We start from the raw sequence: 26047 nt of genomic DNA, 5'->3' as shown, positions 1-26047 counted from the left end.
AACCGTGAGCCTCACGCCGTGCCGGCATCCCAATTTGGTTGTCCCAGTGGGCCCCTCCCAAGGCGTAGGAGGATTGCGGCAAGCGCGTTGCCTTCACGGCCTAATCGCGTTCGATACCGGGCGATGATCTCCAGTTCGCGCTGATAGACGATCCGGGGACCACCAGCGTCGCGGCGACTGCGCCCTACTCGACGAGACACCTCGACGCGGCGCTGGATCAGTCTCAGTATCTCCTCGTCCAGTGCGTCGATCTCCTGGCGCAGTACTGTCGGTTCGCGCCGCACCTGCTCGGACTCGATAACGTCCTGAACTGCCGCGCCGGTGCGACTCTGGCCCCCGCCCGGAAGCCGCCGGACCAGTTGCTCGATCACCGCTTGCGCTCCGCGATCCAGGTGACCATGACGTCGTGGTCCTTGTCGAAGCACTCCGCGATGTCGAAGCCCAGCGAGGCGAAAGCGTCTACGTACTCCTCCTCACGCCAGACGCGGACACCGGTGAGTTCGTGATAGATCTCGAAAGTAGGTGCGAACCAGGGTAATTCGTGCCAGTACTTGCCCTCCGAACGCACGACGTCCCCGATCACGAACCGGCGCAGGTCCGGGAACCACTCCAACCACGCGCCCAGCACCTTGTCGATACCGCCGCCGTCGGTGGCCAACTGGTGCATGAGATTGAACGACATCGCCGTGGTGACATCAGCCCGGACGCCGTCATCGAGCCACGAGGGCAGCTCGTCGCCGGGTTGGACGGAACCGGCGCGCAGGCGAACCCGGTCGGCGAAGCCGCCGCTCGCCAACCGCTGCCGAGCGGCGGCGATGACCCCGGCTTCGATGTCGACCCCGACCAGCTGCTCGGTGAGCCCGAACTCACCGATGATCTGCAAACGGCCGCCGTCGGCGCATCCCAGGTCGATCGTGCTACCCGGAGCGGAGTCCTGCGCAATCCGCGCGGCAATCGCCTGCAGGGTCTCCGGGTGGCGCCGCGCGATGTCGCTGCAGCCGCGGGCCACGGCGTCAGGATCGGTCTGCGCGGGAACGGTGTCGGCAGTGGCGGCGAGGCAGCCGACTTGCCGGAAAGTGGGTTCCCAGCCACGGGTCGCGATACGGACGAATCCGCGGTTGAACGCGACCTCGTGTCCCTCTTCGGTCAGTCGGTACCCGGCCCCGGCGGGCTGCAGCCATCCGATGCGCTGCAGGGCCCGCGCAAGCGCGCGTTGGAGACCGGTGGCTACGAGGATGGTCGCGTCGGGGTCGAGCAGTTGTTCCCACCAGCCCAAGTCGTCAGCGGCGACGACAAGGTGCGCGGCGGTCTGGCCTTCCAGCAGGTCGGCGAGCGTGATGCGCTCGCGTGGGGCGAAGCTCGTCATTTCAGCAGTCCCTCCGTCATTGCTCAGGTGATACTGGCGATCACTTGCACTTCGATGAGCAAGCCGTCCACTGGGAGCCCGCAGACGACGGTGGTGCGGGCGGGTGGGGTCGTTCCGAAATGCTCGGCGTAATGGGCGTTCCACGCGCCGAACCACTGGCGATCGGCGAGGAAGCACTCCACGCGCAGCAGGTCCTCACGCGCAGCGCCGGCTTCACCGAGCACCATGTCGAGCCGGGCAAGCACCCAACGCGCCTGGGCGTCGAAGTCATCGAACAGCGGCGTGAGCGTGGCCGGGTCGAGCGCAGCGATCCCCGCGCTGACCACGACACCGCCCCCGACTCCGAACGGCGCGAACGCGGGGGCGCTCACCGTGTCCCGACCATCGTCGCGTCGAGGTCAGCCAGGCTCGAAGCGCCTGCCAGGATCATCAACGTCCGCAACTCGTCGGCGAGCAGCTCGATGGTCCGGCGCACCCCCGCCTCGCCGCGGGCCGCCAGGCCGTACACGGCGAGTCGGCCGAGCACGACGACGTCGGCGCCAAGAGCCAGCGCGAGGAACAGATCGCTGCCGTTACGCACCCCGCTGTCGAACGCTATCGGTACCTGCCCGGCCACCGCGGCGACCACTTCGGGCAGTGCGTCCAGGCTGGCCGGGGCCGGGTCGATCTGTCGTCCACCGTGGTTGGACACGACGATGGCGTCTGCGCCCGCTTCGAGCGCTTTGACCGCCGCTTCGGCAGTCAGCACTCCCTTGGCGATCCACGGCATCCCGCACCGATTCGTGGCCTCGGCCAGCCGGTCCCAGTCCCATGTCGGGGCGCCGTGGTTCACCAGCCGCCCGAACATCTCGGCCACATCCGGCGCCCCTTCACCGACGGTGTTCCCGGCGAAGTAGGACAGGTCCGGATCGAATCGGTTCATCCTGTTGCGTACGCGGAAACCGGCTGTGGGACAGTCCACGGTGACGCACAACGCGCGATACCCGGCCGTCTGTGCGCGTTGGGCAGCGACTTCGAAATGTTCAAAGGGATGCAGTTGCGCAATCACGGCCGACGTTGGCGCTGCCTGTGCAACCTGTTCGTAGGAATACGTGCCCGCCTCTGGCACGATCGATGCGGTTCCACACGTGGCGTTGGCGCGCGCCACAGCCAGTTGCCCCTGCGGGTGAAACAGCGCGTCGCCGCCGAACGGTGCGGTCAGGATGGGCACTGCCAGTGGGATTCCCAAGAACGTCGTGTCGGTGCGCGGGTTGTTCACCCCGCTCATCGGTCTGGGCCGGATCACCCGTCGTTCGAAGGCGGACCGGTTGGCCCGCAACGTCGCCTCACCGCCGGCGCCGCCCTCGAGGAAATCCCTCACATCGGCGGCCAGTGTCTGCAATGCCGAATCCCGAATCTCCTCCAGCGCCGCGAAATCGACATCCTGCGGGTACATCGAGCTGATCGCCGAGGTAGTCATCGAACCTCTTCCGTGACGCTAACCGATGCGCTTGGGTCAGACGCCGCCGCGATCAAGGAGCGCTTGCGGCCGTAGGCGAGGTAGCACACGGTCCCGACGACGAGCCATACGCCGAAACGCACCCAAGTCAGGGGCTCAAGCGAGATGACCAGCAGGACGCAACCGGCCAGCGCGAGCAACGGCACTGCCGGCATCAACGGCGTCCGAAACGGACGCTGCCGATCAGGTTCCGTCGTGCGCAGCACCAACACGCCGAGGGACACAAGCGCGAACGCGAACAGCGCGCCGATGTTGACCATTTCGGCGACGATGCCGATCGGCACGAACCCGGCGATCACCGCGCCCACCGCACCCAGCAGAACAGCCAAACGAACTGGTGTGCCCCTGCGCCCCGTGGTCGCGAGGGCCGAGGGCAGCATGCGGTCGCGACACATGGCGAACACGAGCCTGGTCTGCCCGTAGACGATCATCAGTAGACCCTTGGTGAGCGCGACCACCGAGGCGGCCAGGATCAGCCCACCGATCCAGCCCATCCGCAGCCCGCTGAACACCGTGGCGATCGGCGCCTCGTTGTTCAAGGTCGAGTACGGCGCCACCCCAGTCAGCACCGCACTCACGGCGATGTAAAGCACGGTCGCGACGAGCACGGAGCCGACGATCGCGAACGGCAGGTCGCGTCGCGGGTTTCGACTTTCTTCCGCGGAGGTCGCGACGACGTCGAAGCCGAGGAACGCGAAGAACGCGATGGCCGCGCCGCTTATCACACCACTTGCGCCGAAAGGCGCGAACGGTGCCCAATTGGCGGTCTGAATATGCGGGGCGCCGACCGCCACGATGATCAACAGCACCCCGATGGTCAACGCCACCAGGAACTTGGTCACGCGCGCGGTGAGCCGCACCTCGCCCGCCAACACCGCGACGACCGCCGCGATAACGAGGATCGCGGGCATGTTGACGATCCCGCCGTCGGCCGGTGCCGCGGTGAGTGCCGCAGGCAGCCTGACTCCGAACAGCGATTCCATTGCCGCGCCGAACATTCCGGACCAGCCGATGGCGATCGCCGAACCTGCGACGACGAATTCGAGAATGAGGTTCCACCCGACCAGGAAAGCGGCCGCCTCACCGAGCGTGGCGTAGGTGTAGGTGTAGGCGCTACCGGACACCGGCGCCATCGCCGCCAGCTCGCTGTAACAAAGCGCGACGAGCGTGCACACCACACCCGCCAGGACGAAGGACAACACGATCGCCGGACCGGCCTTGGTGGCCGCGGCGACGCCGGTGGTGACGAAGATGCCTGCACCGACGATCGTCCCGATCCCCATTGCGGTGAGATCACTTCGGCTGAGTCGGCGGTTCAGCCGGGCATGACCCTCGGCACTCGCGGCGACGGCGAGCTCGGGCGCCCTGCGGCGCCATCGGTGTGGCGGTGGCAACAAGAGCACGCTGCGGTCCTTTCACGGAGAGGCAAACATGGGAAGAAGTTCCCGTCTCGACAAAGACGAGATTGGCGGAGGTGCCCGGTCGGGTCAACTCGAACATGAGAAGTTATTCTCGTATTAACATGGCGGGGTAGTATGGCGCCGATCTGACATGGTGAATCGCATGCGGCTGCGCCGCGATACCGCTCGAACCCGGGACCGGTTGCTCGACGCCGCGGGTGAGCTGCTCGCCGAACGAGGCGTCGATTTCAGCCTGCCGGATCTCGCCCGCGCCAGCGGAGTCGCCACCGCGACCGTCTACCGGCATTTCGACGACGTCGGCGACGTTCACCGCGAGTTCTACTATCGGCTGGTCGACGAACTGGTCGCCGAACTGAACGCGGTTCCCGATCACGGCATACAACGTTTCGAGAAGCTTGGACAACGCTGGGTAGACCTGGCCATCCAGTGGGGCCGCGCCGCGACCCGCATTCGCAGTTCCGATGGATTTCTCGAGCGCGTCCGCAAGCAAGATCCTCCGACATCGGCGCTTTATGCGGCTCTTGCTCCCGTCGTCGAGGAACTCGTCGAAGAGGGCGCGATCCCCGAGCAGGACGTCGACTACGCAACCCTGCTGTGGATCACCGTCTTCGACGAGCGTGTGATCGTCGACTTGGCTGAGCTGAATTGGCCGCCCCGGCGCATCGCCCGCACGCTGTCGGCGTCACTGAACGCCGCCTGGCAGGCTCACGACTGATGGCGCAGAGACGGACTCACCGGCCGGCTGCCTGAACAGGCGACTGGCAAGAATGCCGAGCACCAAGGCTGCGGCTCCGAATAGCATTGACGCCCAACGGAAAGAGATGTCCAGCCCAAGCCACCCGGTCGCCAGGCCCATGCCCAACGTTGTCGCCGCAGCGCCGAAGTACGCGACGGCGCTGAACGTCGACGTAGCCACCCCCTGGCGCGCAGCGTCCGACACGGTCAGCGCGGCGAAGAGCCCGCCCCGGAACGCAAGGCCCTGACCGATTCCGGTGATCACGGCGCCGAGCGCCAACACCACGGTCGAGTGCGTTGGCCCCGACAATGCCGTGAGCGCCAGCCCGATCGCCATGAACAGGGGGCCAGCCACCAAGTCGGTCCGCGGCGAGCGGCGGCCGGCCACCATCGAGCCCAGGCAGGCAGCCCCGAGGTACAGCACCACCGGGCTTGCCGCGACCACCAAACTGGTAGCGCCCAGGAGGTCGACCGCGTAAGTCGGTACGAGCGCGACCATCAGACCGGCTGTCACCCAGGCGCCCATGCCGATCGCCGACGCCACCGCGAACCGTCCCCTTTCGTCGGGGCGCACCATGGCTGTGTCGCCGCGGGCGCCACGCGCGTCCGCTCGAGCCGGCTCGGCGAATTCACGAATCACCCACAACGACACCACGCACACCACGCTGACGGCCGCATGCACGAGATAGCACAGCTCTCGCGGCAGAGGCAGGAACTCGGCCAGCAACGCCGTGAGCGCCGTACCTGCCGCCGATCCAAGGAGCGCGCACAGCGCCGTGGCCGACGCAGAGCGCCCTCCGCCGTGGTGGCGCAACAGAACGGCGGCCGCCCCAGTCGAGATACCCACGGCCACGCCGGACAGCACGCGGCCGGACAGCACTCCGGCGAGTGTCACAGGCTGCCAAACGAAACAGAGGTCGGACGCGACACCCAGCAGCAGCCCCGTGACGAGGAGGGCCCGGGGCGTGCTGCGGCGAGCCACCCACCCCGCAGAACCCAGTACGACCACCAGGGCGACGAGATAGACACTGAACAACACGGTCAGTCCGAACGCATCCAACCCCAGGCTCGCTCGGTAACCGGGCAACAACGGCGTCGGCAGGTTGGGGCCGGCCATCACAATCGTGAACGCCGCGATGAGTAACACCACTCGCACGCCGATGCCCCCTAATTCGAGAATATATTCTCATATTTACGGTGCTGGGGTGTCACCGTCAACCTGTTGCATGAGCCTGATCGTGACCCCACTCGATGCACCGTCGTCACCGCGTGCGAGATTGCCGGTCGCCTCAATCCCGTGCGCTCCCAACTCGTGCGATACCCGCTCCTCGTCGCGAGGGGGCTCCGTAGATGCATCGGGATCCACGGTGACGGCCAGACTAAGCTCGAACCGGCTCACACCGGAGGGGCCCCGGCCGCGTTCTGCAGGACGGCGCCGTCAAGGTCGCCTACGGTTGGGCATCGACGACGGCGACATCGTCACACTGCGGCTGACCGTCGCGGAGGACCGATCGGGCGGAAACTATGTGGCACCTGCGGCGGGACGATCTGGACACCCTCGCCACCGGCGCCGCGCTGCTGGGTTCGGGCGGCGGCGGCCAGCCGTACTGGTTCCGGGCATTGGCGGCCCATGCCTTCGGCGAACGCGACGAGCTGCCGGTGCACGACATCGACGACCTGCCGGCCGACGCGCTCGCCATCGCCACCGGCCTGGTCGGATCACTGCTGGCGTTCCACGAGCGCTCACCTGAGGGCACCGAGTTCACCCGGGCCGTCGACCGGGTCCGTCGCGAATTCCCGGATATGCCAGCGTGTGTCACCAACTACGAGAGCGCGGGCGCCAACATCTTCGCCGCTCTGGTGGTCGCGGCGGCCGGTGAGCTGCCGCTGGTCGACTGCGACGGCATGGGCCGGGCGCTGTCCTGGCTGGACCAGACCACCTATGACGTCGACGGGGTGTCCATCGCGCCGTTCGTGTGCACCGACAGCTACGGGCGAACCGTGCTCTACGAAGACGTTCGGGGGCGCACCGCCGAGGAATTCATCCGCGCCGCAGCGGTATCCATGGGCGGCTGGTGCGCGTTCGCCGGCTATCCGGCGACGCTCGAGCGGCTGCGCACCGCCGGCATCCCGGGCACCTTGCGCCGGGCACTGGCACTGGGCCGCACGGTCACCGACGCCGAGCCGCGCGTTGTCGTCGACGCCCTGATCGACCGGCACGACGCCCGCCGCGTCGCCACCGGTCGCGTTGCCGACGCCCGCTGGCGCCGGATCAGCGACGGCGGTATCGGCTCGGTGGTGATCAGGGGCTCCGGCGATGCCGCGGTGGTACGGGTGGAGGCGCGCAACGAGTTCCTGATCGTCGTGGTCGACGGCGAAATCGTCGCCAGCACACCGGAGATCATCTGTCTGATGCGCACCAGGGACGGACGTGCGCTGCAGGCCGAGACGGTGCTGGCCACCGGGACCGAGGTCGACGTCGTGGCGCTGCCCGCCCCGCCGCGCTGGCGGGAGCCGCGGTTCCACCACAAGGTGACACCGGCGGCATTCGGGGTCGTCGGTGTCTGACATCGCGTCCGTGCGAGACGTGCTCGCCCTACCTGACCTCGCCGGTGCCGAGATATTGGGCGGCGCAATCGGATTGGACCGGCCCGCACACGACGCCCACATCATCGCTCCACGCGCCGAGCGCACGGTGGCCGAGCGCAGCGTCGTGTTCCTCACCTCCGGCGACAGCCTCGCCACCGAGCTGTCGCTGCCCGGCCTCGCCGAACGCCAGACGGCTGCCGTCATCGTCGACCACGACGTGCTGGTCTCCACCCGCTGGCTGGCCGACCGGTTCGGCTTACCGCTGGTGCGACTACCGGCCGACCGCTGGGAAACCGCGCTCGCCGTCCGCGTCCACCTGCGCCGGCCGTTGGCCGAGCGGGGCGTCAAATGCGCGGAGGCGGCGGCGCGGTTGGCACTGGCCGACACCCCGTCGAGCGTGGCGACGACACTGGCCGGCGTGCTCGGTCACCCGGTCAGCGTGCTGGGCCCGTCGGGCGTCGTCCTCGCCGGACCGGGCGGTGCACCGAACGGCACCATCACCGCGTCCACACCGCCGGGTCGAGAAGCCGGTTCACGGCTCACCTGCGCGGTACATGCACCGAGTGGCCTGTCCGACGGCCACGTCGAGACCATCCGGGCGGTGGCCGGTCTCGGTCTGCTGCGGTTGTCGGCCTGGGCGGCCCGGTCGTCGTTGTCGGCGGCGTGGGACCAGGCGAGCCAGGGCGCGCTGCTCACCCACCTGCTCACCACCGGGGCCCTCGATGGCCCCCGCGCTGAGCAGGCGGTCGCGCTGGGTTGGCAGCTCGAAGGGTTCCACACCGCGGTCATGGTGCGGCCCGAGGACGCCAGGATCGACCGCTCCCTGGTCCTGACCGCGCTGCAGAACGCGCTCGTCGCCGCCGGTCTGACGGTGCCCGCGGTGCCGATGGCCGAGGGCTGGGTCTGGTGGACCACCACCCCGGCTCGGCCCACTGACGCGCAGCAGGCGTTGCGGGCCAACGAGGTTCGCCAGATCGTCGCCGACCTCGCCGAGTACGACATCGCGGCGGGTGTGGCCGGCGCGGACTACGGCATCGCCGGGCTGGTGCGCGCCATCGACGATGCGGCACGTCTGTGCCGGATCGCCGGGCATGCTCCGGGCAGGCGTCCGGTCGAGACGGCCAGCGATGCGAACCCGCGCCAGTACCTGCTGACCGCGGTCACCGATGAGCAGGCCCGGCAGCGCGCGCGGTTGCTATTGGAACCGCTGCGGTCGGCGGCCGACGATGCCCTGCTCGACACGCTCAACGTGTACCTGTTGTCGGAATGCTCCACGGCGGCGGCGGCGCGACGGCTGGGTGTGCACCGCAACTCGGTGCTCAAGCGGCTCGACCGCATCCGGTCGCTGCTCGGCGTCGACCTCGACGACGACGACACCCGGCTGGCCCTGCGCATCGCCTGCCGGGCGCTGTGATTCGTCGCGGTCGACCATTCCCGCCTCGGTTATCGGCGGCTCGCGGGTCTGGACGTGCCCACCGTACAAGCTCGATTCGTCAGGTCGTTACCGAGTGAGTTCCTCGATCACTGCGATACGCCGCTCGGGCTAGACCGGCTCGGCGTTTCGTCGCAGGAATTGCACGATTGCGGCCGTCGTCTCGGTGGGACTCTCCTCTGCGTTGAAGTGCCCGCCGGGAACCTCGACGCCCATGATGTTCGGCGCGAATGTACGTCGCCAGATCTCGGTCGGCGTCTCCGGCGCTCGACCCAGAAAGGCCTCACCCCAGATCACCAGCGCGGGATTGTGGATCACGGCGCCGCGGGCCAGGTCAGCTCGGTCCAGTTCCGGGTCGATGCGGGCGCCCGCACGGTAGTCCTCGCAGTAGGCGTGAATGTGCGCAGGGTCCGCCCAATCACGCCGGTACGCTGCCAGCACCTCGCTGTCGAATGCGTCCAGAGTCCCGGACATGGTGTGCTCCGCCGTCAACCGATCCAGTGCCGCTCTCGTCATCGACTTCTCCGCTGCGGCGCCGTCCTGCGCGAAGGTGCGCCAGTGCGGTGTGAATTCGGGATCGACCGCCATGCGGTCCCAGATGAGTGACGCCGGATAGTTGTCCATCAGCACCAGGCTCTCCACCGCATCGCCGGCGTCGAGCGCCATGCGATAGCCGACCAGCGCACCGCGATCGTGCCCGACCACCGAGAAGCGTGGGTATCCGAGCCCGGACATGAACGCCACCACCTCAGCGGCCATCCTGCGTTTGGAGTAGTCGTGGTGCGACTGGTCACCACGGGGCGCATCGGACTGGCCGTAGCCCTTGAGGTCGAGACACACCACCCGATGAGTCGAGGCGAGTGCAGGTGCCACTCGATGCCAGCACAGGTGGGACTGCGGAAAGCCGTGCAGCAGTACCACCGCTGGACCGCTCGCAGGCCCGCCCACGCGAGCGAAGAGTTTCACGCCGTCGGCGTCTGCGAAGACGGAATCGAATCCGGTGAAATGGTCAGGCACGTGAATTGCTCTCTCTCTCTCTCTCTTGTAGCGCAGTCAGAAGTTCGGGACCGCCAACGATGCCAAGCGGCCGGCTTCCTGTGTTCCGTCGACGTGGGCCCGTAGTGCCTGCTCGGATGCTGCGGAGAACGACGGAGGCGCCAGCGGATCCAGTCGCCATCCGACCGCGGCGGCGATCCGGTTTCTCGATTTCTCGATTTCCGCCGTCAAAGACGTCAGATCGATGCCGATCATCTCCCCGGCCCACTTGCGGGGGCGGCCGGCGACGAAAACCGAATCGACAGTGGCGGTATCGGTTCCCTGCACGACGGTGCCCACCGCGTTGTTGAAGGGCAGGTTGGACAGTGCGTTCGCCCGAAGAAGCAGCACATCGGCCTGAAAGCCCACCGCGATGCAACCGACGACACCGCCGAGCCCCACATGCAGGGCTCCGTTAGCGGTGGCCATCTCCAGGACATCGCGACTTGTCATGATCGGCGGCAAGTTCTCCTCGCCGTGAAAGCGTCTGCTGGCCAGCAGCATTCGCTGGGTAGCCATCGTGGCGCGCATCTGGGTGAACATGTCCCCGGCCAGTGTCACCTCGACGTCGGTGCTGAGGCTGGGGGCCAAGCCCAAGTCGCGGCACCGCTGAACGGGCGGTACACCGGTCGCGATGCCGATGTGCTGATCCGAGGTGGTGGCCAGGGTGACGCTGATGCCCTGATCGACGATCGCCTGCCACACGTAGTCGCTGAGGTCGGTGCAGTGGATGAGTGTCACGTCTGGACCCAAAGCGCCGGTCTGAGCAAGGTCGTACAGCTCGTCGGAGGCGCGGGGACCGAGTACCCCGTCGAAGGTGATGGCCAGACCCGCCTCGCGCGCATGCGCGAGTAGGCGGTCGGTAGGCCAGACGCGTTTGATGTCCAGGCCCATCCGCAGCGTGACCAGACCGCGATCGCCGAGGCAGTAGGCGTCTCGCAGCCGTGCCAGGTCTTCGGGCCAGTGTTCCTCCCACTCGCCGGCATTCGGGGCTGCGGACGCATGCACCACCCGGGCGCCCGCCTGTGCGTACGCCTCGAACACAGCGTCGCAGTGCGCGCGGCTGCGCGAATTGTGGGAGAAGTCGAGCACGGTGGTGATGCCGCTGTTGAGTGCGCTAAGCACGCTCACCTGGGTGCCGATCCGCATGTCGTCCGGGGTGTAGTGCAGTGCCATCCCGCCATGGATGCTGGCGACGTAGGAGTCGAGGTCGGCGTCGGCGATCAGTCGTCGGAACGCCGTCTGCCAGGCGTGTCGATGGGCGTCGACCAACCCTGGGCACAGGATGAACCCGGTGCAGTCGATGGTCACGGCGCCTGCCGTTCGCGGGTCCGAGGCGAGGTCTTCACCGACGGCGACAATGGTGCCGTCCTGCACCATGACGTCGCCGTGCAACAGGTCAGGCACACCGGGGTTCATCGTGAGCACGGTGGCGTGCCGGAACCACAGTGTTCTCGCCCCCCTGAGCTGCTTGAGGTCGTTTACCCGCCCCGCCGCGACGGTCACGTCGATACCCGCAGACTCGAGAGCGCTTGACTGACCCTGGCCAGTTCATCGAGCATCTGGCCTGCGGCTGTCGCCATCCCTTCCGTGGCCTGGAACTGGGCGTTGTCGATGAGTGTCTGGACGAAGGGGATGTACACCCCTTCGAAGACCGGCGTCATCTTCAGCGTTGTCACCACCTGCTTGAGCATCTGCACGGCGCGGGCTGCACCGGCCGCGCCACCGTAGCCGACGAAACCCACTGCCTTGTCGTTCCATTCGCGGTACAGGTGGTCCAGCGCGTTCTTCACCGGTGCGGTGTAGCCGTAGTTGTACTCCGGGGTGACGATCACGAAGGCGTCAGCCGTGTTGATCGTGGCACTGAACCTACGGGTCAGCTCTCGGGTGTACTGGCCGAGCCGCGGATGGTGGGGCTCGCTGAGCATCGGCAGGTCCCATTCGAGCAGGTCGACCATCGTGACGTCGAAAGCACCGTGGGCGGTCGCGATGTCACTGAACCAGGCCGCGACGGGTGCTCCGGCGCGGCCCGGTCGGGTGCTGCCGACGATGATGTGCAGACGGATCGCGCTCACGGCTCACACCTCGGTCAGCGCCACGGGAGCCAGGTCCACATCGACGTGCTGTGATCCCTGCCCGTCGTAGCTCTGCGCGAAGCAGAACGCACGGAACACCTTGTCTCCGTCGTTGAACAACATGTGCGGGGTGTTGGGCGGGGTGTAGATGAGTTCACCCACCTCGATGCGTCTGGCTTCGTCAGCCACCTGCATGACCCCGGAACCGTCGAGCACGAACCAGTATTCGTGGGTTGGGTGATGGTGTGCCTTGAGCGCCGCGCCGGGCTGCACCTCGAACACCGACACCAGCCCCAGATACGTGCCGTCGGTCAGATGCTGGAACTCCTCCTTCTCGATCAGGTAGGTTGACGCGGCAGTGCCCTGATGCTCGGCGACGGCCTGCTTGGTGATCGACCAGGTGTGCATTGATGGTGATCCTTTCGGTTACGAGTGGGTCCCGACCATGAGATCGGCGAGGTCTTCGGGCGCCAGGAACGATGGGGGAGGGGGCGGGCCCCAGCTGAACAGTCCCTTGGCGCCATCCAGAACTTCGGGAGTCCAGATCTCGTCGTCGGGTATGCAATCCATATCGGAGTAGTACTCGGAGAAATTGCCGGCCGGATCCTTGAGATACCAGAAGAAATTCGAGCCGGCGTGGTGGCGTCCCAGGCCCCATACATGGCGTTCGGGGTTACCGTCGAGCATGGCTTTGGCGCCGCGGCCGATCTCGTCGACGTCATCGACCTGCCACGACGTGTGGTGCAGAAAGTTGACCGGCATCTGCAGCAGCATGATGTTGTGATGGTCCACCGAGCAGCGCAGGAACACCCCCTGCTGTCCCACGGCGTCGCTGACCTTGAAGCCCAGACCGTCGGTGAAGAATCTCCGGGTGGCGGCCATGTCGGTGCACCCGACGACGGCGTGGCCCAGTTTCTTCGGTTGCACCGGCCCCTCGCGAAGAATGCCGGGTGCGCGCTTGCCGACGCGGTCGTAGCGGCCGGGGCCGTTGTAGCTGGGCGCGAGGACCGGCGTCTGCACCAGACGCGGCATCACCTCGACGCTCACCTGGGTATCGGTCACCGGTTCAACGGAGACCACCCCGGCACCTGTGGAGGCGGTGAGGAACCCTTCGGTGGTGAGGCTTCGGGTGATGGCTGCGACGTCGTCGAGGTCGTCGCAGCCGACGACCATGGCCACCAGGCGACGCCGCGCGCTTGCCACGATACGGAGCTGTTCTCCACCCACGACGGTGGAGAACAGCCCGTCTCCTTCGTGGTGTAGCCCGAAATCACGGTAGTACGAGATGGTTTCGGCAACGTTGGGAACACCCATGGTGATCTGGGCAAGCCGGTGCAGACTCATGCGGCGTTCTCCCCGCGTGCTGCTGCGGAGACGAACCTCTGTCGGATCTCGCCGATTCCCTCCACCCACGAGACCAATTCGTCTCCTTCCTGCAGGTACACCTGAGGGTTCCGGCCCAGGCCGACGCCGGCCGGGGTGCCGGTGAAGATGAGGTCACCGGGGTAGAGCGTCACGATTCGCGACAGCTTCGAGACAAGCGCCGGCACGCTGAACACCAGATCCTTGGTGCGGCCGCGCTGCATCTCGGTTCCATTGATGGAGCAGCCCAACTCGAGGTCGTCAGGGTCGGAGAACTCTGCAACGGGGACCACCCACGGACCGATCGGGCCGAATCCGGGGAAAGACTTACCGAGGCTGAATTGTGGTGCGGGACCGGCGGACTGGGTTAGGCGCTCGGAGATGTCTTGCCCTACGGTAAGTCCGGCGATGTGGGACCAGGCGTCGGATTCGTCGATGTCGGTGCCTTTGCGGCCGATCACCGCGACGAGTTCGACCTCCCAGTCGGTGTTGCCGTCGCCGGGGAGCGTGACATCGCAATGGGGACTTGCCAGGCAGGAGACGAACTTCGTGAACACCGTGGGCTGATCGGGCACGGCGAACCCGGATTCCGAGGCGTGATCGCTGTAGTTCAAGCCAATGGCGAAGATTTGGCGAGGTGTTGGGACCGGTGGGCTGAGTTGTCCGGTGTCGACCCTGTTTTCGGGGGAGAAGTCGACTGTTGCCGCCCACTCCAGGAATTCGTCCCATCGGTCGTACACCGCGGTGGGGTCGTGGCCGAAACGTCCAGCGGAACCCTCGGCGACGTCCACGTAGGCGCCATCGTCTCCGATGAGAATGAGCCGCCCGTCGAGATTGCCGACCTTCATGTATTGCACTCCTCACTGTGACGGCGGTTACGGTGTCCATCAGACTCCGTTTAATTCGACATGTCAATCTATTTTCGAATATTTGTTGCCCGTTCGAAGTGGGGTCGGGTATCCGCTCGGGTTGGCACAGTCCGGTAGCATTCGATATCTCTCCGAATATTCGAATCGAGGGTGTGATGGCGGGTAAATCGACGGGCCAGGAGCGGGTGCACGCGCAGCTGCGCGCCGATATCCTTGGCGGCCGCTTCCATCCGGGACAACGACTGCGGTTCGCCTCGCTGTGCGAGGACTATGGCGCAAGTGTGGGTGTGATCCGGGAGGCGATGTCGCGGCTAGCCGAACAGGGACTGGTGACCGGGGCCGCTCAGCTGGGTTTCAAAGTGGCCTCCATCTCCCGCGAGGACCTCATCCAGCTGACCCAGGCGCGAGTCTGCGTCGAGGTGTACGCACTGCGAATGGCCATCGCCGAGGGCGATTTGGCTTGGGAGTCCGAGCTTCTGGCCTCGCATCACTCTCTGGAACGCACGCCCATGCTGGCCGCGGGAGAACCGCCGCACCTCAACGACGCCTGGTGCGCGGCTCACGCGGATTTCCACGCCAATCTGCTCAGCGGCTGCGGCAACGCCCGGCTGTGCTCCATCGCGGCCAACCTGCGTGACTCGGCCGAGATCTACCGGCGTTGGTCGGTCAGCGAGGTACGCGGACCCGCCCGCGACATCGCCGCCGAACACCGTGCGATTCTCGAGGCGACGCTCGAGCGGGACGCCGACCGGGCAGCGGTGCTCCTGCAGGAGCACTTCGACCTCACCACACGCCTGCTGCTTGAGTCCGACCTCGTCGAGAATCCCGGCGAGAGTCCGTTGCCGACGGGGACGTAGAACTCGCGCCCATCGCCTCCCGCTTCACCAGCCGTGTCCGGCGGGCAGCTCCGGCGCCGGTGTCGGGATGAACGTGCCGTCCGGCTGCCGGGTCTGCTTGGCGAGGCGACGCTTCGTTCGGTTCAACGCCTCCAGTTGACGTGGCCAGGCGTCGGCGAGCAGCGCCCTTCCGCGCTTCACGAGGGTGCCCGCCACCATCACGGTGTCGATATCGGCGGCCGACGACTGGGTGATGACCGCCGCCTCGGGGCAGTCTTCGATCCATCCGGCCATGTCCGGGCTGGTGGCGCGGAACAGCACCAGATCGGCATCCTTGCCGACCTCGATGCTGCCGATACGATCCTGCAGGCCAAGAGCTTTCGCGCCGTTGATGGTGGCCCATTCGAGAGCCTCCCGCGATGTCACCGACAGCGACGCGGGATTCTCGCCGCGAGAGAGTTCCTCGGCGGCATCGGCCAGGCGCGCTGTCTGCATGCCGAGGCGTGCCTGCCCGATGATCCCGCCGCCGCAACAGCCCACCGAATCAACACCGAGTGTCGGGGCCAGCCCGAACTTCCGCTGTTTGCGCAGGGTCGGCTCGCCCAGCGCCATGCCGATTTCCACCTCCACGCCGGCACAGATGGCCGCGCCGCGATCACGCACCAGCTGATACTCGCGGTCGGTGCTGGTGTTGCCGTGGACGAACACCGTGTCGGCACCCAGCAGGCCGGCGTCCTCGAGCATCTGGATCTCACCCACGCCGTTGCGCACGGCATTGCTGTGCAATGTCAGCTGCGCCCCGTACTCACGTGCGAGCCGGAACTGCTGAATTACCACGTCTATCGGAGCCATGAACAGTTCAACCGGGGCGACGCCGAGCCGAACAAGTGACTTGCCGCGCGCCAGGATCCCGTCGTTGAGCTGGGTGAGAAGCGCCCGGTACTGCTCGGTCTCGGAGAACACCCGGGGAGCCAGCGGCGCCTGACCCAATCCCAGCCCGTAGACACCACGAACACCGGCATCGACCATCGCCTGGGCGCCTGCGAAGGCGTGGTCGGGGGTGTTGACGTTGTGCTCGTAGCCCAACACCGTCGTCACGCCGTTGTTGAGGCATTCCAGGCTCCCCGCGTAGGTGGCTGCGTAGGTGTCTTCGGCCGTCACGAAAGGAGCGATGTGCAGCCGGATGCCGACCATGTACTGGAGCGTCGACCAGTCGGCGAAGATGCCGCGCACTGCGGTTTGCCAAAGATGGCGGTGGGTGTCGACAAACCCGGGTGTGAGAATGCAACCGCGCGCATCGATTTCGGTGGCATCACCGGCATCGAGCCCCCTGCCGACAGCGGTGATGCGATCTTCCTCGACCAGGACATCGGTATCTGCGAGGTTGCCGAACACGGGGTTCATGGTGACGACACAACCGTGGCGGAAGACGGTCTTCATCGATGTACCTTTCTGTTCAGGAGCCCATGACGGCGACGCCGGTGCGGCGGCGGCGGAAGACGGCCGACAGGCCGACGGCGACGATGACGGCCAACCCGTTGAACACGTCGGTGATCCAGGGCTGCACACCCATCAAAGACAGCCCGCTGATCGTGGTACCGACGAAGAAGAGTCCGACGAGGGCGCCGACCAGGTTGTAGGTTCCGGGCCGAATGGTGGTGGCGCCCAGGAACACTGCAGCCAGCGCAGGAAGCATGAACCCGATGCCGCCGACCTGGGGGTTGCCGTTGCCCTGGCTTGCGATCTGCAGGATTCCCGCGATACCGGCCAGGAAGCCGGCTCCCACGAAACTCGTCAGCACCACCCGCTGAGTCGGAAGGCCGGTGAGACTCGCGGCCTTCTCGTTGGAGCCAACGGCGGCGAAGTAGCGGCCCAGCGTGGAGTGCTCCAGAACAACCAGGACTACGGCGCCGATCAGCACCATGATCACGAACAGCACGGGGATGCCGAGGAACAGCTGATTGCTCAGCCCGGTCAGAGACGGGGCCAGTCCCGTGCTGATCGGGATGCCGCCGGTGTAGGCCTGCACGATGCCGGCGATCACGGTGGAAGTGCCCAGTGTGGTGATGATCGAATTGATGCCCAGATAGGACACCAGCATGCCGTTGATGAGTCCGATGGCGCTGCCGAGGATCACCGAAATCATCATCGCCACGAACACGTTCACGCCGAAGTGCGACATCGCTCCTGCGACAGCGATGGAGCAGAGGCCGACGTTGGCTCCCACTGAGATGTCGAAGCGGCCGGTGACCAGGGGGAGGATGAGTGCCATGGCGACCACTGCAAGCACCGATCCCGAGATGGCGATGCTTCGGAAGTTGGCGGCGGTCGGGAAGATGTCCGGCCGCAACGCGGTGAACAACACGATGGCGCCGATGAACAGCGCGACGAGGCCGAACCGCTCTATCAGATCGGCCGTGCCGGATCTCTCCTTGGCGTTCTCGAGGCTGGGAGCCGAGCGGGACGTGGTGGGGGTGTCGAGCGCGCTCATGACTGGAGTTCCTTTGCTGAGAAAACCTTTTCGGCGAGAAAGCCGCTGTCGATCTCGGCGCCGCCGACCTCTCCGGTGATCCGTCCGCCGCTGAGAATGAGGACACGGTCGGACATGTCCGCCAGTTCCTCGAAGTCGGAGCTGACCAGGATTGCCGCGGCGCCGTCGGCTACGGCGTCGGTGATGAGTCGATAGGCATCGGCGCGCGCGCCGACGTCGACGCCCTGGGTGGGTTCATCGAGCAGCAGGACGGTGGGGTGGCGTCGCATCCATCGCGCCAGCACCACTTTCTGCTGGTTGCCACCCGACAGGGAGGACATCAGAGCGGAGTCGCCGGCGGTTTTGACGCCATATGCCTCGATGGACTCCGCGGCGGCCCGTCGCTCCCTGTTGCGGCGCAGGATTCCGGCGCTACTGAACCTGGTCACGTCGGCGGCTGACAGGTTCTCGCGCACCGACAGGTCGAGGAAGGCGGCGTCGGTCTCCCGATGTTCGGGGACGTAGGCGATGCCCGACTCCATCGCGGTGCGCACCGATCCGATGCTGACGCGGCGCTCGCCCACGGTGATGCTTCCACTGGTGGCCGGATTCATCCCGAATAGGCATTGCAGCAGTTCGCTGCGACCGGCGCCGAGCAGTCCGGCGATACCCACGATCTCACCTGCGCGCAAAGTGAACGAGACATCGTGCACTGCAGGCGCATTCACGTGTTCGAGACGAAGCGCCACCGGCGCGCTCGAGGTGACCCCAGGGGTGTCGGGGTACATCGCGTCGAGTGGTCGGCCGACGATGAGAGACACCAGTTCCGATTCGGTGAGTCCGTCGGTCGACCGGGTGACGACATGCTCGCCGTCGCGCAGCACCGTGATGGCGTTGCAGACGTCGAGAACCTCGTCGAGGCGGTGGCTGATGTAGATGACGGCCACCCCGGACGCGGTGATGGTGCGCATGGCATCGAGCAGGGTGGCGACCTCGTGCCGGGGGAGAGCCGCTGTGGGTTCGTCCAGGACGACGGCAGCGATCCGGCTGCGGCCGTCCATGTGGTCCTGCAGGGCGCGGGCGATGGCCACCATGGTCTGGTCGGCCAGACGCAGTTGCTCCATCTTTGTGTCTGGAGTGGCGTCGATCTCGAAGCGATCAAGCAGGCGCTGGGCCCGTTCGCGTAGCGCCCCCCTGCGCACGATCCCCAGCCGGGCCGGGAACTCGTCACCCAGCGCGATGTTGTCGGCCACACTGAGCTCGGGGAAGATCCCGGGGTTCTGGTGCACGAATCGCAGGCCTGCGGTACGGGCCCAGGCAGCGCCGAGCTGGTCGGTCGGGATCCGCATCCCGTTGACCTCGACGGTGCCCCCTGGGTCGGCGGACTGCACCCCGGCGATGCTTTTGACCAGCGTGCTCTTGCCGCACCCGTTGCCGCCGACCAGGCCGTGCACGGTCCCGCGCTGAACATCGAAACTCACGCCCGTGAGCGCGTTTCCGCCGGGGTAGGTCTTCTGCAGGTTGCGAATGCGGATGGCCGGTGTCTCAGGGTGGGGGACCTGCACGGCGGTCGTGCTCACAGGGCAACGCCGAACTGTTCGGCCAACCGAGCGGCGATCTCGGGGGACTGGCTGATCCTCCACTCGGCGGCCAGTTGCGGGGCCTGGGCCAGGGCGTCACGGGCGGTGAGATCACCCATCGAGACGAAGTAGTGCTCGAAGCCCCCTGGCGAGGTGATTTCCAGGATCTCGACGTCCTCGCTGGTGGCGTTCCACACCGAGTGGACCAGGCCGCGGGGGCGCACGGCGATCTCGCCGGGCCCGACGGTCCATTCCCGCGCGCCGACCAGGACCCCGAGGTGGCCCCGCAACACGATCGCGACCTGGTCCTCGTTCTCGTGGGTATGCGGGAGCATCAGTACCGCGGGCGGAATGATCTGCCGCACAACGCTGTAGGCGTCAGCCACTTGATCGGCGAGTACTTCGAAGGTGGTGGGCAGCTTGCCGACCATGACGTGCTGACCGAGCGATGGCGCCGACATGCGGAGTTCCTCTCTGGCGGCTGATGAGTTCGCGAATTGATCGTGACGTGGACCACATGATGCTATACGGTGTCGAACACGTGCGGAAGATTCGAAAAAAAATAATCTAGTCGAAAATCGGAGTCGGATCGGACGGCGAGCCGCGTGGTCACGACGCGCGGTGGAATCCACCCACAACGCAAGGAGATGAGCACATGGTGGGCAACGGCATGATCCCGATGCACCGGGCAAGCACAGCTGGCGTCGTCGCCCTGGCGGGTGTGGCGATGTTGCTGGGTGCCTGCACGACGATCTCCGACGGACCGCGGATCGCCACCGACCTCACGGCACAGCAGCGCGAGATCCTGCAGGCGGGGTACGACGGCGATTCGTTGCAGCGGCCAACCGCTGTGGGTCCGGCGGCGCAACGTGGGAAGCGGGTGTGGGCAGTGTCCTGCGGGGAGGCTTACCAGGCCTGCTCGCAACTGTCGGCGGGCTTCGTCGAGGCGGGCGCCCAGCTGGGCTGGGAGGTCAATCTGGTCGACGGGAAAGCCGATCCGTCAACGGCAACCGGCCTGATCCGGCAGGCGGTAGCCGCCGACGTCGACGGGATCGCGGTGTTCAGTTACGACTGTCCGGGGGTCAAGAGCGGGTTGGAAGCCGCCCGTGCCGCTCGCATCCCCGTCGTGCAGTTCACCTCGATCGACTGCGATGACGAGGCCTTCGGCGCCGGTGAGGCGCTCTACACGGCCGGGCTGAATGTCATGGGTTCCACGAAGATCAAGGACTACTACCTGAAATGCGACACAGATGAAAACGACGGCAGGAGTGGTGGCCGGCAAGCGGCCAGACGCTGATTCATCTGATGCAATATGCAGTGCTTTAGTTGACATAATGTGGCTTATCGGCACAAAATCAATGCGAGTTGCATCAGGTGCAAGGACTCGCAGCTCTGCGTGATGGCAACGTCGGCGCAGCTGACACGCTTGACCCTCCCGTTCCATCCAACGGCACCCCGTGTCATCTGGTGACCATTGCGCCAGCTCGACGTAGATTTCAGTCACTTAATGAATGATTTCATTGTTAGGTGACGAGATGTCGATGCCCCTTCACTCAAGCCCGCCTGGCAAGTCCGCGCCGGGCCGCCCCTCGTCCGCCGACAACCCACCAAAACGTCACAGTGACGAATTGCTATCGCCCGCTGGGACATTGCGCACGCTCGGTTCGACTCCCAGGCCGACGTCTCGGGCGGCATCCACGTCGTCGAGCCGACTGTCAGGTGGAGTCGGCGATGGCCGCTGAGGAGCTTCCTGGCTTCGTCCCTCGGATTCTGCCGAACTTGGCGTGGATGTCCTACAAGCCACGCCAGCCGTATTCATCGACTATTGCTCACGGCGGTTGAGAGGCGGGCCCCTAGCGACGGGAGCGGGCTGCTTAGGATTCAACCGGATTCTCGTGCACCCCAGCATCAGCGCAGGCTTGCTACACCATCCTGCTGGGACTGGGCGCCTCCCGTGCGCTCTTCGAGCCCGGCGAGGTCACCGCCAATTCGCTTCCGGCCGGAGAGCTAGCCCGGGAGGTCGGCGCGATGATCCTGGCCAGGGTCGCTGTGGTCTAGATGAGCCGCGCGGCAGTTCCCGCATCGGGTCCGGTACGCGACTTCCCGTGATGGCGGCTGCAGCCGCGAGGGTGCTTTTTCCTGCTAGATGCCAGCGCTTCGGCAGATAGGCGCACCAAGAGGCTGCTTCAGCGCTTTCTATAGTAGTTATTGCTATAATTAGTACATGACTGGTCGAGTCGAAATTCTGCGATCTGTGATGACGGATACGCGAACAGGCCAGTCGGAACTGGCCAGCCTTAGTGGCGTCCGACAACCTTCGATCAGCCAGTTCCTGTCCGGCCGCATGTCGCTCAGCGACGAACAACTGGACCGCCTGCTTTCATGCATGGGGTACCGGCTCCAGGTCACTCGCCAGCCTGTCCTGCCGGAGCTGACCCGCTCAGAACGACGATCGTGGCTGCTGCACCGCGCGCTCGCGCGCAAGCTCACGCGCGAGGCACTGCACTCCTGGCGGCCAACGATCGCGAAAAACTTGCGGCATCTGCGCGCCGGCGTAACGGGTGAGCCGCACACCACCAACATTGGGCGCTGGGAGACGCTCGTCACCGACGAGGACCTCCCGGGACTGCACCGAGCATTGACCGGCCTCAACCGCGACAGCATCGAAATGCGCGAAGTGTCGCCTATGAGCGGACTGCTGACTGACGCGGAACGTCGATCCACGCTCGCGGCGGTGCGTTCGTGAAGCGCAGCCAACTGGAACACGCAATCCGGACCGCCTGCCAGATCGCGGGTGTCACCGAGGTGATCATCGTCGGCTCTCAGGCCATCCTGGGCACATACTCCGAGGACGAACTGCCCTTCCAAGCCACCTCATCTCTAGAAATCGACGTCCTCCCGATTGCAGATAACAACGATGAGATCGCACGCCTTGCCGACGAGATAGAAGGCGTAGCCGGTGAGCTATCGACCTTCGCCGAAACACACGGTTTCAGCATCGACGGCGTGGACCTCGACACCGCAGCACTACCGCATGACTGGCGTTCCCGGCTTGTCAAGGTGCAGAACGCGAACACCGCCGCGCCAGCCGGTCACCCTCAGTTCGTAGGCTGGTGCCTGGACAAGGAAGACCTTTGTGTTGCGAAACTGTGCGCACTGCGACCGAAGGATGAGAACTTTGTTGACGCACTGATCCGTGCCGAGCTGGTCGACCCGGCGGTGATCGCGCGGCGCCTGGCCACTGTGCCGGACAAATACCGCGACGCTGTCGCCCGAGCCGTTGCGTGGACCGATCACCGGAAGTCGAAGTAGCCGCGAATCACGCTGTGCCCCTAAAGTTGAAACGAGCGCGTGGAGTCGAAGCGGCATTAGCGTGGGACACGAAGACCTTCCCTGTCACACACGCTCACCGAAACAAGACGGGACAACGTCCACGGACGCCACGGCTAGTTGTCAAAAGGCGTGTTTACCTCGCGGTTTCGTGTCGGCGAATGCCAGTGCCCAGTCCAGGGCGTGGTCTGCGACGGCCTCCCAACCTGGGGCAGTACACGTCCAATGGTCGCGGCCGGCGAACTCGTAGTATTCGGTGACCGCCGATGACTTGCGGGAGTGCTTGGCATTCGACTTGTTCACCGCCGGCGGCATGATGTGGTCTTCTCGCCGCCAACTAACAATAACGGTGCTCGATCCGCCTTGTGTCCTCCCATGTCTCCTGGTGGCCGGGCTGGGAGTTCGCGATCAGCCTGTAGTGCCAGGCCCAACTTTGCGGCGCTGCAATGACATAACGCTCCACGCTGCGTCCGAGTTGCCCCACCTCAGGGGATCCCGATCGATTCGTTAGTGGTTTCAGGCGGGCGCCGCTAATGCAACCGCTACTACACCGCGGGTCGCCGTGGCGACGGGCCAGGTTCGCCAGTCCGTTCCAGCACGTATCGTTTGATTGGAACGACGCATTCTCCGACGACGTAGTCGTCATCTGCGCCATCGGCAGCGAAACCATGCCGTTCGTAAAATGATTGTGCTTGTGAATTTCCTGCAGCACACCATAATTGGACAATCGGCTGCGGGAGGTGTTGCAGCGCGGCATTGAGTAGCGCGGACCCTACTCCGCCTCTTTGCTCGCCCGGGGTGACATAGAGGGCATAGATTTCACCTGCGTAGGCCCTATGACGGTCCGGGCCGAATCGGACCATGCCGATGACGCGCTGATCCCGCTCGGCCAGCAGCATAGTGGAGGCGTCGTCGGATCGTGCCTCGTAGCGATGTGCCCACAGCTCGGGATCAATACTTTCGAGAAACGCGTCTGCGACGAGGCCGCGGTATGCCTGCTGCCAGCTCGCAACATGCACCTGCGCCACCGCCTGGTAGTCGCCCGTATCGGCGATTCGCACCGTGTACGTCACGTCCCAATCCTATTCCGACGCGACGTGCCTTGGCCGCGCCGAGTCCGGCCGACCGCGATGATGACGCCAAGAATGTGTTGGCCTGAGAACTTCCGCGCCTAGGTCTCCAGGGCCGCCGAACGCCGAGGCAGCCAGGCCGTCCTGACCGTGGGTGGGCATGACCGCGACGCTGGATGCAGCCAGTAGGCACATCGTCACCACCGGAATGGTCTTGCGGCCGAGACGATCGAAGAGCCTTGGCAGAGCGTTCTTGCTGCCGCCGCCGCTGCACCCGCTCTCGCGGGCTCGGGCGGGAGGGGAATGAGCGACGGCGCAGTGAACCCCGATGGCGGCCGTCCACAGCACGACGGCGACCTGGGGGTCAGTATCTGAGGAGCCGTCGGCTTCGTGGTGCCACTGATCGCGGCGCGATCAGGCTTCCACACAGATGGCGTCCAGTAAGTCCTCTGGGGTTTCGATTTGCGGGAGGTGACCCGAGCAGGGCAGCACAGTGAACCTCGACGTGGGGAAGGCCGCGGCGTAGGCCCTGCCATAGTCGGGGTCGACGATGCCGTCGCTGTCGCCCCAGATGACGTGTACCGGCAGTTCGACGTCTCTGAGGCGCCGAGCCAACGTCGGGTCGCCCATGGCCGGGCCGGCGTAGGTGGTCAGAGTTTGGACGTCTGGACTGAGACCGGCGGTGGGGCCGCCCGGCGGCTGAGATGCCATGGCCGGGTCGTGAAAGGACAGCTTGGCAAGATCGGCTGGGGCGAGACCGGCGACGCTGGCCACCGGGTGGTCCTCGACGACGATGCCGATGCCATCGACGATGACCAGATGACTGACCCGAGGACTGTTGTGCAGCGCCATCTCGGCGGCGATCCAGCCGCCGAACGAATTCCCGATGACGGTCACGTCGTTGAGGTCGAGGTCGTCGAGCAGCGCGACGTAGAGCGCAGCTAAGCCCTTCGTGGTAGTCAGCGACGCGGGACGAGTGGTTCCGCCGAAGCCGGGATGCGTCGGAAGTAGGACGCGGGAGCGGGTGCGTTCGGCGAGCAGGTCGGCGAAGCCGGCCATCGTGGCCATCCCGCCGCCGCCGTGGAGCAGGAGGAAGGGCCGCGTTTGGTCGCGGTCGGCCATGGCGATATCCACGCCATCGACCGTGACCGTGGTCGATCTGGTGGGCTTCGGGCTGGCGGTTGAATCGGTGCCGCTCATGAGTCTCCTCCTGCTGAAATGGTTTCGGTTGGTCCGGGGCCAGGGGTCGACGGCCAAGCTCGAAGCTTCTGGTCACCTCATCGGCTTTCATCGACCCTACACTAGTAAGGGTGCTTATATAAGGACCCTTGCTATATGCGCGGTTCTCCCCTACGCTTTAGGCATGCCTTCGACACAAGACGTCGGTCACGCCATCAAGCGGCTTCAGTGGCGGCATCACCGCGAGGCCAACCGGCGCCTATCGGAGTTCGCCAACCTGTCTCTCGCGCAGTGGGATGTCCTGCGCCACCTGTCCCACAAACCTGATTCGTCGCTGCATGCGTTGGCCGAGGCGACGTTTCAGACGGATCAATCGATGGGTGAGCTCGCTCGACGCATGATCGCTTGCGGGCTGATCGAGCGGTGTGACGGGTCTGGTCGTGCAGTACGTCACCGGCTGACGGATCAGGGACGTGCAGCCTATGACGCTGGCACGGGCGTAGTTGAACAAGTGTTGGACGAAACTGTGGGTCGGCTCAGCGCGAAGGATCGCACGGCGTTGCTCGAATTGCTCGAAAGGTCGATGGCCGACTGACGAAGACATTCCAAATTTCGAAACGTAAGACAGCCTTTTGAGACTCCGAATCCCTAGCACCGAGAGTAGGACCACGCCCGTGAATGCGACCCAAGAACACGCGACGACGACTCCCGTACCCGTAGCACTCATCGTCGGTCTTGATCCCGCCGGCGCACCCGATTGGTACTTTCCCGGCGCCGACACCTCCGAAGCCGTCGAACGTGGGATCAGGGAACTGCCTGGGGCAACAGGTGAATTGAGACTCGCCCTCGACACCTTCCTCATCGATTACACCGACGACATCGGCGCACGGTTCCAGCAGAAACTGTCCGGCGCCAATATCGCAATCATCGTCATCGGCGGAGGCATCAGGTTGGAGCCATCACTGACGCACCTGCTGGAAACTCTAGTCAATTGTGCGCACACCAACGCTCCACACGCCGCGATCTGCTTCAACACCGGCCCCGAGACGACGATCGACGCGATTCGTCGCTGGTGGCCGTCGTCGACGCCGGTACCCGCGCTGTAACCCCTTGCGCCCTCCCCCGCGCCGTTTCTGAGATAACTAACCAGTTCGGGGTTCTAAATGTCCTCATCTGAGCTGGTGGGCTTGGGGTGAGTGT

General features: G+C 65.7%; 27 protein-coding genes. 9 read left to right on the top strand and 18 right to left on the bottom strand.

Features of this window, described 5'->3' with window-relative positions:
* Positions 1-11: 11 nt before the first annotated feature.
* The 5 genes from AWB94_RS11255 to AWB94_RS11235 are packed head-to-tail and all read right to left on the bottom strand — an operon-like array spanning position 12 to position 4267.
* Positions 12-371 carry a chorismate mutase gene (locus AWB94_RS11255; protein WP_234811703.1) on the bottom strand — a complete coding sequence of 120 codons (360 nt, stop codon included), beginning with the start codon at positions 369-371 and terminating at the stop codon, positions 12-14.
* Positions 368-1366: a class I SAM-dependent methyltransferase gene (locus tag AWB94_RS11250; protein WP_062659131.1), complete on the bottom strand. Its 999-nt coding sequence runs from the start codon at positions 1364-1366 to the stop codon at positions 368-370. The genes AWB94_RS11255 and AWB94_RS11250 overlap by 4 nt, the downstream gene beginning before the upstream one ends.
* A 23-nt stretch (positions 1367-1389) precedes the next feature.
* Positions 1390-1737, bottom strand: a complete 348-nt coding sequence (locus AWB94_RS11245; protein ID WP_062659132.1) for a RidA family protein — start codon at positions 1735-1737, stop codon at positions 1390-1392.
* A complete protein-coding gene (locus AWB94_RS11240) occupies positions 1734-2825 on the bottom strand; it encodes an alpha-hydroxy acid oxidase (protein ID WP_062659133.1) in 1092 nt (363 codons plus the stop codon). The genes AWB94_RS11245 and AWB94_RS11240 overlap by 4 nt, the downstream gene beginning before the upstream one ends.
* Complete coding sequence (locus AWB94_RS11235; protein ID WP_264021689.1) at positions 2822-4267, bottom strand: amino acid permease; 1446 nt, start codon at positions 4265-4267, stop codon at positions 2822-2824. Before AWB94_RS11235 ends, AWB94_RS11240 begins: the two co-directional genes overlap by 4 nt.
* A 160-nt stretch (positions 4268-4427) precedes the next feature.
* Between AWB94_RS11235 and AWB94_RS11230 the strand changes: the two genes are divergently transcribed.
* Entirely contained in the window at positions 4428-5000 is a 573-nt protein-coding gene (locus tag AWB94_RS11230; protein ID WP_201029609.1) for a TetR/AcrR family transcriptional regulator, read from the top strand.
* On the opposite strand, the gene AWB94_RS11225 is transcribed toward AWB94_RS11230, so the two are convergent.
* Entirely contained in the window at positions 4968-6170 is a 1203-nt protein-coding gene (locus AWB94_RS11225; RefSeq protein WP_062659135.1) for an MFS transporter, read from the bottom strand. The genes AWB94_RS11230 and AWB94_RS11225 overlap by 33 nt on opposite strands.
* Positions 6171-6544: 374 nt before the next feature.
* Between AWB94_RS11225 and AWB94_RS11220 the strand changes: the two genes are divergently transcribed.
* Both AWB94_RS11220 and AWB94_RS11215 read left to right on the top strand, forming a co-directional pair.
* Positions 6545-7588, top strand: a complete 1044-nt coding sequence (locus tag AWB94_RS11220; RefSeq protein WP_062659136.1) for an S-methyl thiohydantoin desulfurase family protein — start codon at positions 6545-6547, stop codon at positions 7586-7588.
* A gap of 10 nt (positions 7589-7598) precedes the next feature.
* Positions 7599-9023, top strand: a complete 1425-nt coding sequence (locus AWB94_RS11215) for a helix-turn-helix domain-containing protein (RefSeq protein WP_165605388.1) — start codon at positions 7599-7601, stop codon at positions 9021-9023.
* Positions 9024-9152: 129 nt separating this feature from the next.
* On the opposite strand, the gene AWB94_RS11210 is transcribed toward AWB94_RS11215, so the two are convergent.
* From AWB94_RS11210 to AWB94_RS11185, 6 genes are all read right to left on the bottom strand, one after another.
* Positions 9153-10058 (bottom strand): alpha/beta fold hydrolase, encoded by a 906-nt coding sequence (locus AWB94_RS11210; protein ID WP_062659138.1) that lies wholly within the window; start codon positions 10056-10058, stop codon positions 9153-9155.
* A 36-nt stretch (positions 10059-10094) separates the two neighbouring features.
* A complete protein-coding gene (locus AWB94_RS11205) occupies positions 10095-11495 on the bottom strand; it encodes an amidohydrolase family protein (protein ID WP_131805394.1) in 1401 nt (466 codons plus the stop codon).
* An 83-nt stretch (positions 11496-11578) separates the two neighbouring features.
* Positions 11579-12151 carry an NADPH-dependent FMN reductase gene (locus AWB94_RS11200; protein ID WP_201029610.1) on the bottom strand — a complete coding sequence of 191 codons (573 nt, stop codon included), beginning with the start codon at positions 12149-12151 and terminating at the stop codon, positions 11579-11581.
* Between the two features lie 3 nt (positions 12152-12154).
* Entirely contained in the window at positions 12155-12559 is a 405-nt protein-coding gene (locus AWB94_RS11195; protein ID WP_062659140.1) for a cupin domain-containing protein, read from the bottom strand.
* A gap of 18 nt (positions 12560-12577) precedes the next feature.
* The gene (locus AWB94_RS11190) at positions 12578-13495 is read right to left on the bottom strand and encodes a VOC family protein (protein ID WP_062659141.1); all 918 of its coding nucleotides are present in this window, start codon (positions 13493-13495) and stop codon (positions 12578-12580) included.
* The gene (locus tag AWB94_RS11185) at positions 13492-14361 is read right to left on the bottom strand and encodes a fumarylacetoacetate hydrolase family protein (protein ID WP_062659142.1); all 870 of its coding nucleotides are present in this window, start codon (positions 14359-14361) and stop codon (positions 13492-13494) included. The genes AWB94_RS11190 and AWB94_RS11185 overlap by 4 nt, the downstream gene beginning before the upstream one ends.
* 176 nt (positions 14362-14537) lie before the next feature.
* Here AWB94_RS11185 and AWB94_RS11180 point away from each other — a divergent pair, with 176 nt between their 5' ends.
* On the top strand, positions 14538-15239 hold the full coding sequence (locus tag AWB94_RS11180) for a GntR family transcriptional regulator (protein ID WP_062659143.1): 702 nt from the start codon (positions 14538-14540) through the stop codon (positions 15237-15239).
* Positions 15240-15263: 24 nt separating this feature from the next.
* Here AWB94_RS11180 and AWB94_RS11175 read toward each other — a convergent pair whose 3' ends face one another.
* From AWB94_RS11175 to AWB94_RS11160, 4 genes are read right to left on the bottom strand one after another with little or no spacing between them, the layout of a single operon-like run.
* Positions 15264-16658, bottom strand: coding sequence for an amidohydrolase family protein (locus tag AWB94_RS11175; protein ID WP_062659144.1), 1395 nt, complete (start codon positions 16656-16658; stop codon positions 15264-15266).
* A 16-nt stretch (positions 16659-16674) separates the two neighbouring features.
* Entirely contained in the window at positions 16675-17709 is a 1035-nt protein-coding gene (locus AWB94_RS11170) for an ABC transporter permease (protein WP_062659145.1), read from the bottom strand.
* The gene (locus AWB94_RS11165; protein ID WP_201029611.1) at positions 17706-19268 is read right to left on the bottom strand and encodes a sugar ABC transporter ATP-binding protein; all 1563 of its coding nucleotides are present in this window, start codon (positions 19266-19268) and stop codon (positions 17706-17708) included. Before AWB94_RS11165 ends, AWB94_RS11170 begins: the two co-directional genes overlap by 4 nt.
* Positions 19265-19729 carry a cupin domain-containing protein gene (locus AWB94_RS11160; RefSeq protein WP_084395435.1) on the bottom strand — a complete coding sequence of 155 codons (465 nt, stop codon included), beginning with the start codon at positions 19727-19729 and terminating at the stop codon, positions 19265-19267. Before AWB94_RS11160 ends, AWB94_RS11165 begins: the two co-directional genes overlap by 4 nt.
* Before the next feature lie 194 nt (positions 19730-19923).
* Between AWB94_RS11160 and AWB94_RS11155 the strand changes: the two genes are divergently transcribed.
* From AWB94_RS11155 to AWB94_RS11145, 3 genes are all read left to right on the top strand, one after another.
* Positions 19924-20565, top strand: coding sequence for a substrate-binding domain-containing protein (locus AWB94_RS11155; RefSeq protein ID WP_062659147.1), 642 nt, complete (start codon positions 19924-19926; stop codon positions 20563-20565).
* A gap of 927 nt (positions 20566-21492) precedes the next feature.
* Complete coding sequence (locus AWB94_RS11150) at positions 21493-22014, top strand: helix-turn-helix domain-containing protein (protein ID WP_234811701.1); 522 nt, start codon at positions 21493-21495, stop codon at positions 22012-22014.
* Complete coding sequence (locus AWB94_RS11145) at positions 22011-22580, top strand: DUF6036 family nucleotidyltransferase (protein WP_062659149.1); 570 nt, start codon at positions 22011-22013, stop codon at positions 22578-22580. Before AWB94_RS11150 ends, AWB94_RS11145 begins: the two co-directional genes overlap by 4 nt.
* Positions 22581-23143: 563 nt before the next feature.
* On the opposite strand, the gene AWB94_RS11135 is transcribed toward AWB94_RS11145, so the two are convergent.
* Together AWB94_RS11135 and AWB94_RS11130 are read right to left on the bottom strand one after the other, a co-directional pair.
* Positions 23144-23671 carry a GNAT family N-acetyltransferase gene (locus tag AWB94_RS11135; RefSeq protein WP_084395436.1) on the bottom strand — a complete coding sequence of 176 codons (528 nt, stop codon included), beginning with the start codon at positions 23669-23671 and terminating at the stop codon, positions 23144-23146.
* A gap of 411 nt (positions 23672-24082) precedes the next feature.
* Entirely contained in the window at positions 24083-24868 is a 786-nt protein-coding gene (locus AWB94_RS11130) for an alpha/beta fold hydrolase (RefSeq protein ID WP_062659150.1), read from the bottom strand.
* 163 nt (positions 24869-25031) lie between these two features.
* Between AWB94_RS11130 and AWB94_RS11125 the strand changes: the two genes are divergently transcribed.
* The gene (locus AWB94_RS11125; RefSeq protein ID WP_062659178.1) at positions 25032-25442 is read left to right on the top strand and encodes a MarR family winged helix-turn-helix transcriptional regulator; all 411 of its coding nucleotides are present in this window, start codon (positions 25032-25034) and stop codon (positions 25440-25442) included.
* Between the two features lie 79 nt (positions 25443-25521).
* Entirely contained in the window at positions 25522-25953 is a 432-nt protein-coding gene (locus AWB94_RS11120; protein WP_062659151.1) for a hypothetical protein, read from the top strand.
* Positions 25954-26047 lie beyond the last annotated feature (94 nt).

Source organism: Mycolicibacterium canariasense (assembly GCF_002101555.1).
Classification (GTDB): Bacteria; Actinomycetota; Actinomycetes; order Mycobacteriales; family Mycobacteriaceae; genus Mycobacterium; species Mycobacterium canariasense.
Note: the sequence above shows the minus strand (reverse complement) of the source record. Positions and strands in the feature narration are given on the sequence as shown.